The sequence below is a fragment of the Candidatus Photobacterium acropomis genome (assembly GCF_030685555.1).
GTDB lineage: Bacteria > Pseudomonadota > Gammaproteobacteria > Enterobacterales > Vibrionaceae > Photobacterium > Photobacterium lucens.
The window spans coordinates 1,440,123-1,451,469 of the sequence record NZ_CP131608.1; the positions used below are offsets into that span (position 1 = coordinate 1,440,123).

The 11,347-nt window shown below is 40.4% G+C and carries 4 protein-coding genes; all 4 read right to left on the reverse strand.

Translation table 11 applies throughout. The annotated features are described in order from the left end of the window. Positions 1–4: 4 nt before the first annotated feature. On the reverse strand, positions 5–547 hold the full coding sequence (locus Q7657_RS06510; RefSeq protein WP_107166340.1) for an OmpA family protein: 543 nt from the start codon (positions 545–547) through the stop codon (positions 5–7). 13 nt (positions 548–560) lie between these two features. Continuing rightward, the gene (locus Q7657_RS06515) at positions 561–7,055 is read right to left on the reverse strand and encodes a hypothetical protein (protein WP_258178268.1); all 6,495 of its coding nucleotides are present in this window, start codon (positions 7,053–7,055) and stop codon (positions 561–563) included. A gap of 231 nt (positions 7,056–7,286) precedes the next feature. After that, the gene (locus Q7657_RS06520; RefSeq protein WP_258178269.1) at positions 7,287–10,571 is read right to left on the reverse strand and encodes a hypothetical protein; all 3,285 of its coding nucleotides are present in this window, start codon (positions 10,569–10,571) and stop codon (positions 7,287–7,289) included. A 91-nt stretch (positions 10,572–10,662) separates the two neighbouring features. Then, a complete protein-coding gene (locus Q7657_RS06525) occupies positions 10,663–11,148 on the reverse strand; it encodes a hypothetical protein (protein WP_053989414.1) in 486 nt (161 codons plus the stop codon). Between the last annotated feature and the right edge of the window lie 199 nt (positions 11,149–11,347).

The window sequence follows — 11,347 nt, forward strand, 5'->3', positions numbered from 1 at the left end:
CCGATTATAAGCTATTTACTGGATTCATAATGTTTGGCTCCAGTGGCAGCTTCGATTTATCAAAGAACATTGTCACTGGCTCATGATTCGCATCGAGTAAAATAAGTTGGGTACGGCGATTTGCTCGGTTATCACTTCGGCTATCACTATGAATAAATAGCTCTCTTTCGCCTGTACCAATCAGGGTCATTCGTGATGATGATATCCCCTGACTCTGTAAGTAATCCCCAACAACCTGAGCGCGACGCATAGAAAGTGCGTCATTATATTCTTCTGAACCCTCAGGATCTGTGGAGCCAACAACAGCAACATTAAAAGATGGATTCTGTTGTAAAACATTCACTGCATTCGCTAAACGGCTTATTTCAGCTGGTGTTAACTCTGATTTATCAAAACCAAAATTTACAACACTTGGCCAAGCATCTATCACAATCTGTGGACACGCTTTTTGGCAAGCTAAAGGACCGTAGTCTGCATATATTGCTCTATCACTTACACACCCACTCATATAGGTACAAACAAGCAATAAAAATAATCTTACTTTCATTAGTTAGTTACCTCTATTCACTCAACCAGCCAAACAAGCCTTCATCAAGTTTGAACATCATGTTGAAATAAAAACCTTGCAGGTTATAACCTTGAGGGTCGAGATCGCTGTCTTCAAACCCGATTCCGTTGTAGCCAATACCCGCACGTAAATTTTTCATTACTAGGTAGTTGATTCCTAAGCCATAAGAGTAACGGCGACTACTTAATCCATCAGTACCTAAGATGCCGGCATGTAAATCAAGATCCCAGCGGCGATTAATGTAGTAGATCACGCGTCCATCAATAATGGTGGATACTGAATCGTAGCTATAATCGTATTCGTTATAGTCTTCCCACTTAAGTCCTAAGCGGCCTGATAGTAACCAGTCTGCTGATGGCTGATAGTTATGGTGTGTGGATAGAATATGAGCAGTTCGAGTGACGTCGTTATGGTCAATCTTCCACTCATAGACACCTAGCATGTTATAGACGTTTGTTAGTCGTGGACGGTAAGCAATACCTGCACTGAAGTGTTGATTCCATGAGTTAGCAGAGTTATCGCTATCAACATAACGGAACTCTTCACGAATCAGACCACTCCAATCTTGGCTTAAACGTGTTACCCATGCGCCAAGTAGGCCGTAGTAGTTTTCGTCATCGCCATGGCGATATTCGATTCGTCCGGTCGTTTTATAATTAGGATTACGAATATCAGCGACACCTAATGACACGGCGATACCTGATGTTCCTTCTCCTTTAATCACTTCAATATATTCCGCAGCAGGATCAATACTTAACCCAGGGATAACTTCAAATTTACCACGGTAGCCATTAGCAACTTCCAGAATGCGGCCATCTGATGCGCCACGTTGACGGAACTCACTAAAGGTACTGCCACCATGTTGCCAATCTACATCGATACCAGCAGTTAATAAGCTCGTGGTACCACTACCTAAGTTGCTGATCCCACCTAGTGAATCGATATACTCATAATTGGTATATAGGTTGGCTTGCTTATGAATATTCCAATCCGCTTTGATATTGAAGCGTTGCTGAGCATTGCTATTGAAGCTACGTTCATATTCCGTATCAAATCGACCCGCACGATTGAAGAAGTTAAAGCTACGACCTAAGCCAACAATCGCAGTAGTGAATTGCTCTTTATCGCCAGCATCGGTTTCATTTTTGATGTAGCGAGAACCTAAACGCGTCGTCCATGCAGTACCAAACAGCTTGGTATCAATGGTTGCGCCTGCTGATTGCTGCTGATCGTTAGTGGTTAATGATTCAGAATGTGATGCTTCAACATTTAAGTTAGTTAAACCAACCAACTTCTGACGGTGGCGTAAGCGCACTTCTTGACGTGCAGGGGTAATACCACCTGTGATATTGGTGAAACCTTCTTCTGCATAAGCATATTCCAACTCAGTTTGGCTTGAGTCACTCCAATCACGCTTCAAACGTAATTTCACTGCTGAACCGCGTTCTAGTTTCTCACCGGCAACAGGGGTATTAGAAATAATCGTATTGGCACTTTCATTACCTTCATGGGTCATGGTCGCAACAGAAGCCGTTAATTGTGTTTGGCTATCAATGTTGTAGTTAGCCCAAATACTTCCTAACTTGTACCCTTCTAATGCATGTGTGTTTTGCTCATACGATAGACCTAATGCAAGTGATGGAGTAAATAGGTAAGAAATTCGACCACCCGCGATGGTGTACTCTTTACCATCTCCTTCTAAGTCGTAAGAAATACGTACTTTAATTGGATCAAGGTTCTCATCAATACTTGGGATAACACGGTTAAAGGTAATATCGCCGTTAAAGTAATCGATGGTGTAATCAACATAGCGGATCAGATTAAGCTCACCTAGCACCAAGCCTGGATTATCACGGCTATAGGTTACTAAAGTAATGGTATCGCTATGACGGATAATGCGTTCATCACCAATGTTGTAGAACATGGCAGTACCATTACCATTGATTTCAACCACTTTATGTAAGTCTTCTGGCCTTGCTGCGTAAGCTTGAGCAATAAAGCGACCATTGTTATACATACTATTGAAACCATTGAGTACTTGGCTCGTAACCCCTAAGTCAGCCACATCTGCACCATCCGATGTGGTGTAATCACCCCACATCACAAAGTGACGATCTTTTTCTAACTTAGCAAACCATTTACTGGTACTACGTGCATCATAGCCTCGGATACTTGCATCACCAGGTAGTGGATAGTAACTATCAGGAGCCATTTCACGTAAGAACTCTTCATCAGATTTGTCACTATCGTAGCTCAAGGTTAAATGCATACCGCCTTTAACGTTACCTTTCATGAAGATAGCAGCACGCTCATCATCGCTGTAGCTATCATCTTCATAGCCTTCCGCTTGACGAGATGGCTCTTCACCACTGATGCGTCCATAACGGCCGGTATATTCAAGTAAACCAGAAACAAAGAGTGGACGCTCTGCAGCTACTTGATAAACACGAACGGTATCAGCAACATCATCTAAAGAAACAGTGACATCAATAGGACCCGTTGTATTAGAGCTACGTAAGTAGACTGTTTTCTCACCATTCACGACACGTACTTGATGACCTGTCTCATCTGGGTGAATGTCAGGCTCTAACCAATTGTTATCGCGATCAGCATTCAAGGTAACAAAGTAAGTACCACGTGCTACCTTGTTATTTTTATCGAACAGTTTAATTTCAATAGGAATAACAGAGCGACCACCGTCAGCACGTAAAACTTGATCATTGGTACTTAAGCTAATGCGATCAGCCGAATCAGGATGAGAGAACACTTTACTTAACAGTGTACGCTCGTTACCAAAATCATCTTTCGCTTTCACTTCAACAAGGTTATCACCCGACTCTAAGTTCACACCGTACCAGCCAAGAATTTGGGCTTTCTCACTCTCGTTACGGATTTGCTCACCAAGTTGAGTGTCACTCACTCGGCTACCATTCACATATAGTGATGGGGTAACGCTTGCTGGCACAACAACGATAAAGCGTCCGTGATAGCTATAATCTCCTTTCGGCCAATACCACGTTCCTTTTTTCGCTTCTTCACGTGTGATCTTCGCTGCGTCTTTTTCTGGTAATGGGATGTTGTCCTCTAACTTGTTATCAATATTGATACGTGCCGCATAAGGGATCTTGTTATACGTGGTATCAACCACTTTGGTGACATAACTACTGTCTTGTAGTTTCTGTTTAAGCGGCGTTAATAACTCTGGTTTATCTGCAAAACCAAATCGAAGTGATGCATCATCCCCACCCGCACTATAAACATACGCTTCATCTTGAATACCCGATGGTAATAACGTATACAGCTCTTTCATCGAACGTTCAGTGCCAGAACGGAACTCCAACGCATAACCATTGAACGTTTGCATTATCGGTGACAGGTTAGCCGTATTATTACCAGATGTATTTGCCGATTGTGGGCCACTAATAATCCCGGAAGTTAGCGCGCTACCTTTCGCTTCGACACCGCTGGTTCTTAATCCCTTAAATTGCTCTGCAGTATTGAATAACCAATCACCATTAATGTCGCTATTACGGCCTTTTAGCTCATTAAACACAGCTTCAGGATTATTTTTCGGACATGGTGCAACAAAGTCTGCTTTATGGAATTCACCACGACGTAGGTCAACGAAGCGTGAATCTCCCATTCCGGCATTACGAGTATCAATAGGTTGTAATTCGATCCCTTCAGGTAAGGTTTGTTTATCTACCTTAAGTACATGATTACCAGGCTCAACACCAAACATTGAGTACTGACCATTTTCATCAGTAATCACATAGTCACCGGTTTCTAGGTAAATTTTCACCCCACCAATTGGCCAAGGGCTGCTCTTAATCTCATCATTACAATGAGCATCAACATACACTTTACCGAAGATAATACCGCGCTCAGACATCACACCTGTTTGTGTAATACCCAACTGGTACCTTGCAATATTAGAGGCTAATGGCTGACCACCATCAAGGGTACTAATAATACTTGAAGCTAAGGTATTACCGACGGCTTGTGCTGAGTTAATACCATCGGAATCAACAGCACCTGCAGTTAATTGAAGTAAGTAGGTAACAACATAAGTACCATTGTGCGGCGCAACATTTGCACCATCAACATCACCAAGCTTGAACTCGATGCTGTATGTGCCCGTTTGAACAGGATCTTCCAATGGCTCATCATTAAGGCGCGCACTACCTTTCATGTATTTAAAGCCGTAAGGTAGTTCATCAACAATACGAGTATTGTAAATAGTGGCTTCAGGTAAGTTATTTTTCAGCGTTAAGGTGTATTTAACAAACTCACCAATTTCAGCGGTATCTTTATCTGCTGTTTTCGCTAACGTTAAACGACGATCTAAATTAGCTGGGTCTAGTGGGATATCAAATATATTCAGACCATTAAACGAGTTGATATAAAATAGACCTGAATTCTCTTCTCCGGTAAATCCATTTGCACCGTATGATGGCGCTGAAACATTATAAGAAATAAATACTTGAGGATCTTTATATTGCGTTGGCCAAGTATATCCTTCTGGCGGCTCAACAATAATAAAGTAGCCTTCATCTGATATTGGTAGTTTTGGATAGAATATACGCCCATTTTCATCAGAGACCGCAGTAACAATTGGGTCAACTAATACTTCAGGTACTTTTCCATCCACAGTTTGATAGAATTTAACTACGGCACCTTCAATACCAGGAATTAAATCGCCATTCTTATCATATTTAAAATGGGTCGAATCAAAGACAGTGAATTGTGGACTAACTGTTGCGACATCTTGAAGGAATACCGTGTTATTTTGGGTATCTCTTACTTCTACAGTGAGTTTGTCATTTGGATTTGATTCAATGCCACAATTATTAAAGGTTCTACCATTTAAACCATTGGCTCTAAAATTAATAATATCGTTAATTTGAGCTTGTAATTCAGGTTGGCTTAACTCACCTGTTCTCCAAACCCCAGGGTACGCTTCATGACAATAATTAGCATCCCTTGTTCTTGGCCCATTAGGATCTGCTGGTTCAACAGCACTAATTGGCATCACACTTCGGAATATACCTGTATCAGGGCCTGTTTCAGCAAATACCCAATAGAACTCATCACCAAATGATGAACGAAGTTTTACAGGGAATCGAGAATCTTTAGGACCAATAATATCAATTTCTGAAGCACTTAAATTTGCGATAGGTAAATTGATACGGGCATGAATAGCATCCAATTTTGTATCATAGTTAGGAGTTCCCTCACGGAAATAGAAATCAGTCGGGAGGAAGTGATTATTATTAGAATAGTTAATCCCATCCCCAGCCAGATCAACCGTTGATGTATTCACTGTTTCAAAATCAATCAGCTTACCTTGAGACTGTAAACCAACCCCTGATAACGTATTACACTGAATATTACTTTCAACAATCAGTGGGTCGCCCGCTAATAAATTCACACTTGCTTGGCTATAAACCTTAAATTCAGGCGAATTATTCACATTATTTACTTTAGAATAATATGTGAAATGGCCTGTGGTACCTGGTTCCATATTTTCAGGTGTTACCAAGAAACCCATTTTTTCAACAATACCAGTACCATCCCAAGTTGAATAATCTACCCAGTTTAATAAACGGTCATCACCATTAGTAATTTCACCAGTATGCAAACCTACCAGTACAATACCGCCATTAAATTCAGACAACGGAGAGCTTAAAATAATTGGCGTATAATCGCGCTTAGGTTGGCCATTAACAATACGATCAGGCTGAATAGTGACATTCGCTGCTTTATTCACCGTAATAAGTACGCCAGGATGGCTAACTTCAACTAAAGCACCGCTACTATCTTGTGTTGAGAATACATAAGGTTCAGTTGCTGCTTGCGGACGTTCTGTCCCCACACTGTTATATACAACCTTATATTCAATATCTTCACCTGTCTTAACTGGAGATTGACAAACAGGATCAGAACCAACAGTTAGATTTAAAGCAGGTCCATCGACCACAATAACTTCGGCTTCTGATTTTTTAATTAATTCAGGATCACCACTTGATTGCGCATTAAGTGATAATAAGAAGTTATCATTTTCTGATGATGAATTTGGCGTTGTGACAACATACGTTAATTGAAGAAACTCTCCAGGGGCAAGTGTTGGAGTAATATATGAACCATCTTCATTTTTTTCTAATTCCTTTTCGCCAAAATTATGCAATCCATCGCCATTCTCATCAATATATATTTTTATCTCAGTTCCTTCCGTATATATATCCCCACTATCACCCGTTAAATTATTAACGTTTAATACATAGGAGTCTTCCTCATTCCCTGTATTTTCTATAGTAACGGGAATACTTGCAGTACCACCAATAGGTACATAGCGAGTAACTTCAGGATCTGAATTACCATTATCTGTTGGCGATATAGTATAACTATATACACTTGCAACAGTGACGTATGAATAATTAGATAAGACCTTTACATCCTCTCCCAATTCAGTATTAAAATATGTCATCTCAGCTTGATTCAATATTTTAGTACCAGCACTTGTAATAGAAAATGCATATGAACTCATACATAATAAAATGAATATAAAAAAGCTTTTCATTTTAGACATAAAATTTAAGAGTGCCATAAGCGCTCTCCACTGGCTAATAATTCAAAGAAAGATAGGCTTATTAAACGTATTTAAATAAATAGGTTTAATAAGCCTCCCAATTAAGGGAGGCTTATAATGAGTTGGTTATTAATCAACTTTAACAGTAAAGATACCTACTGCTTTATCACCAGGAGCTAACGTAGCTGCATCGTATGTAACGTTGCCGCCAGTTTCAGCACCAGTAACATCCGCACCCGTTGCTGCAGTTGGGTAACATAGGTTACCTAAATCAGCTTCTTGTGTAGTGTCAATTGGATATCCTGCATCTGTAGGCGTTACTGAAACAGCTACATCTGTAGTTAGACGACAGTCTTGTAGCGGCTGAGTCGTCTCATACGTTGTATTCTCTGGTACAGCATCAGAAATCACTGTATTTAGCGCTGGAGTTTGACCTTGGTTCCAAGCTACCAGCATCCAAATCACACATTGTTGAGGTTCGATACCTTCAAAGTACTGCGTGAACTTAGTATCAGCGGTGCCATCACAAGTCGCATCTGGTGCTGCATATTTGTATAGACGAACCTGACCACGAACAATTTCAGTTGTATCTTCAGCAGACGTAGTTAGCGTACTATCTGAATCAGACTCAGCTGTAATTGTTGTTAAGTTCACACTACCTGGTGCAGCATCAGAAGGGCCAAATACCGTCACTTCCATTGGGATACTTTCACCAGGCTCTAGTTGGAACATTGGTGTATTGTCAGGTAGACAAGTTAGCTCAATGGTTTGAACTGTACCATCACTACCTTCAACTGAAAGATTACGAGGTGCAGGACACAATGCCGTTAGTGCTGTATCAGGATCACCATCACCATTAGTATCGATCTTAATGATATGAGTGAAGCCGTTGTCATCAACTGAGGTTAGCTTGATATCTGTTTCCGTTGTGTTACCTGTATTAGTTAACACATGGTCGTAGATAACAGAACCACCTGGCTCAACTTGGTTTTGACCTGTTGGTGGAGTAATAGCGATCGCTTTCGCTGATTGAACATCAATTGCTTCCACCTTACGGTCAGTTGCACCTGAATTTGCAGATGTTACTTTGATAGAGATAATATAATCTAGATCACCATCAGTATTAGCATCAATAACTGATGGTTGTTGACTATCTGCAAGTGCTTTTAGCGGATCTGAAGGAATGGTAATTTCAGCATTAATGAACTGTACAGAATTCGGTGGAATTTGTGCAGTTGAGAAGATTTGCTGACCAGTACCTGGAATATCAGCGTTACCGTCACCAGTGGTATCAATACCCATATCGATGAATTTCACAACCCATCCATCAGGTAATGCTGTTAACCAAGAATTGGTACCTGCATCATAGCTACCTTCTGCTGCTAGCGTGAATGAGTCTTGACCGCCACCTTTGTTAGCAATGTATAACGGCGCAGTCACCGTTGTACCTAACGCAGGATCATTAAATACAGTCGCGATATCATCAGCAGGTGTACCATCTGCATCTAACACACCATCAGAAACATCAACAGGGTCGACATTGGTTGCTGCAGCCATGGTTGCAGGAGTAAATGGTGTATTTGAGATATCAACTGTTGGAGGAGTAACACTTGTCAAACGCTCAATCTTAGAGTCTGTTTGTGTATTATCATTCACTGAAGTTGCTGTTGTCGTCGCTTCAAACGGACCACCACTCGCACTTGCAGGTAAACTTACCACTACACGCACTAATGTTTGGTTACAAGCAACTGTAATACCATCAATAGTCGTTGCTGGATCGCCTGCTGCCACACAAGTTGAAGGTGATATAGCACCAGTATCAGCAATACTATCACTATTGGTATCAACTAATGGACCTGCACCTGTTGCGTCCAAGAACTTAAAGGTCGTGCCTGCAGGGTATGGGTTAGTAGGACCATTCGCTATCGTTAGGTTAAATGTATCTGTGCTATTACCTGTATTAGTAATCAAGTTATAGAAGAATACATCACTACCTGCAGAAGCATTATCTACAGTTTGTACGCCATCATCAGTACCATCATCATCACCACCATTTCCACTGGTGGATGGACCGTTCGTACCAGTATCGGTAATCGTACCGCCATAGGTATTTTCAGTTGTAATCGGAGTTGGATTCGTCGTGATTGGACCAGGCTTAGTTGTGCTACCACACTCGTTATCATCAACGTAATCAGTATCACCCGCACCACCATTTAAGTTAGCACAGATATAAGCTTGGTTATCAATTGATGATCCACCTTCAACAAGATTTGGTGAATACCAAACCGAGAAGTTCATTGAAACCGTTGCACCTGAAGGTAATGAGTTATCGATAGCATATACACCAGGTACGACAGCATCAGTTGCATCACCATTATGATTAAGATCTAGCCCACCAGCAATTGCAGCTTCACCGCCGTTTTCTAACGTACCACCGTCTTGGTCAAGATCAACCCCTAATGCGGTCTCATCCGTTAAGTTAGCAACACTTGTCACCACAGTATCACCATCAGCAGCAATTAAGCCTGGGCTAGAAAGTGACGTTGGAATCAAGGTAGTACCATCAGGAATACCATCAAACATGTGTACATCAGTTGCAGCAGTATTACCTGTATTCGACGCTACAATGCTGTAGTTAATGATGTTTACGGCTAAATCCGTACCAGGATCACCATCGACATCGATACCTGTACTTGACTCTGTACCACCTTTGATTTCATTTGCTGTCTTATTCACATTAATAACAGCATCGTTAGTGATAGTGATTAAGTCGCCATTTGTATCATCGGCACCATCATTATTCGCACCAATATCTGTCACAGCATTAGGAACTGGAGCACCTGTACCTTCATGAGCTTGAGCTGTAAATGTGACACCAATTTTATCACCGACAGCCGCAGAGCTTGGTACTTCAACCGCTAAGATATAGTAATAAGTTTCGCCAGCAGGAATGGTAACAACAGAGTCACTCGCTAACGCAGCTTCGCCATTATCAGGTCTACCCGTACCGTTTTCATCCCAGTACATAGTAATACTTGCGGCATCAATATCATCTGGGCCACGTGGATCAGTACCAGGTAAGTTTTGAGCATACGAAAGTGTAAAGTCTTCAGGACCATTACCAGTATTCGTTATCTCATGAACGATATACTTAATCTGACCAGCGGCTGCTGTATCGTCAAAGTCATCTTTTAACGTAGCTGAATAAATTTGTGCTACTTTTACTACTGCTTCATTAGAAAATGCCTGATAGGTATTACCCAACGCATCTTCATAATCAACTTTCGCTTCGTTTTTAATTTCAACACCAGCTTGAGTTGTAGATGCAAGGGCTTGGCTAGTAAGTGTACCTGCACCTATCATTATGAGACCCGCTGCAACCCATCGAGATATAGGTTTTAAATGCGTATTCATAAAGTGGTTACCTTTTAAGGTCGTTAATTTAATTTACGATAATGTAGCTAAACCCTTGCTATAAGCATGGGGTAGTGCAATCACTTATCGGTTATTTAACTTCGATACGATAAGTGAAAATTTGTTTTTCCTTTGCGTTAATAGGAACATTTGGCATCCAGCGAATTGCCGTGTATTTTTCTGGCGGAATAATAACTTCAACTTCTTTACCGTCTTTCATTACTATTCTTTTTACTGGTTCCGGTTCGAATGTTTTGCCTCCATCAATACTTACAACAAAATCAGAATTAATTTTTGTGTTATTTGTGCCGGAAACAAAAAAGGTATTTTGAGGAATTGGTCCAGTAATAACTAAACCTTTTAACTCTTGTTCTGTGTTATTAGTATAAGTTAATTTATATTCAATCTTATCTTTAGGATAAACTTCAACAGCTGGTTTTAACTCTTCATCTCCATCTTTATTAAAAGTAACAACATATGCGTCCATTTGGCTTGACAGTGGTTCAACTTCCTTTTCAGCAAATACAGAAAAAGACATCACCACTGCAGCAAAAACAATTAACAATAGCTTTTTCACAATACACCTCATTAATTAATTTACATTGCAATAGGATTAATGCTATTTACGTGCCAACAAAAAGTCTTTTATTATTAAACGATTTTATTTTTATATAAGTGATTTGAATGCAATTTGAAAATTTATTATTTGCAAAATTCAATCAAGTAAAACAAATCACAACAAGAATAATTTTAAACAACAAATCTAATTTATTTAT